The organism is Paraburkholderia sp. JHI2823 (assembly GCF_038900695.1).
In the GTDB taxonomy this organism is placed as follows: Bacteria; Pseudomonadota; Gammaproteobacteria; order Burkholderiales; family Burkholderiaceae; genus Paraburkholderia; species Paraburkholderia mimosarum.
Genome location: NZ_JAYMRY010000184.1, coordinates 1 through 618 on the forward strand (window position 1 = coordinate 1; position 618 = coordinate 618).

General features: G+C 56.5%; 1 protein-coding gene. It reads right to left on the minus strand.

From position 1 onward, the window contains the following. Positions 1 to 167: 167 nt before the first annotated feature. Positions 168 to 362, minus strand: coding sequence for a transposase DNA-binding-containing protein (locus VSR34_RS38215; RefSeq protein WP_342965210.1), 195 nt, complete (start codon positions 360 to 362; stop codon positions 168 to 170). Between the last annotated feature and the right edge of the window lie 256 nt (positions 363 to 618).

The window sequence follows — 618 nt, forward strand, 5'->3', positions numbered from 1 at the left end:
ACGACGAGCGCGGCGATTCGAATACGCGTTTGCATGGGATGCGTTCCTGATTCGGGCGCGTCGCGAGAATGCGGCGCGCGCAGAGTTCCATCGGATGGCCGGGACGACATGCGCTGCGGGCGCGGCCTGCCGGCCACTCACTAATACGCCCATTCTAACCCACCTCGTTACACACAAATCCTGAAACAGCCGGCATATAGGGCTCGAAATTTGATCTGACGCAGGCACGCGCCCGGAATACTCGCCGTCGGCCTCTCGGCGAGTCGCGTGAGCACCGCTTTCGCACGTTGATTACGCCTCGTGTCACCCAGATTCACGCCGTCCAGTTCCTTGTATGCCCAGCCGTTCAGCTCTCGCGCCATTTGTCGTCGCCGCAAATTGCAAGAGTAAACGCGTTTTCGCGATCGTTTACAACCCCCGATGCCTGCGTCAGATCAAATTTCGAGCCCTATATGCCGGATGTTTCAGGATTTGTGTGTAACGGGTTCAACGGACTGATATGACTTCACGTGTCAATGGGAAGTTGGTTTTCAGCCTCTCGAGTACGTGTCATGTGAATTTCCTGAGGGCGACGTAGCAGTAAATCTCGACGGTGGGTCACACTGATATTCGCGGGTT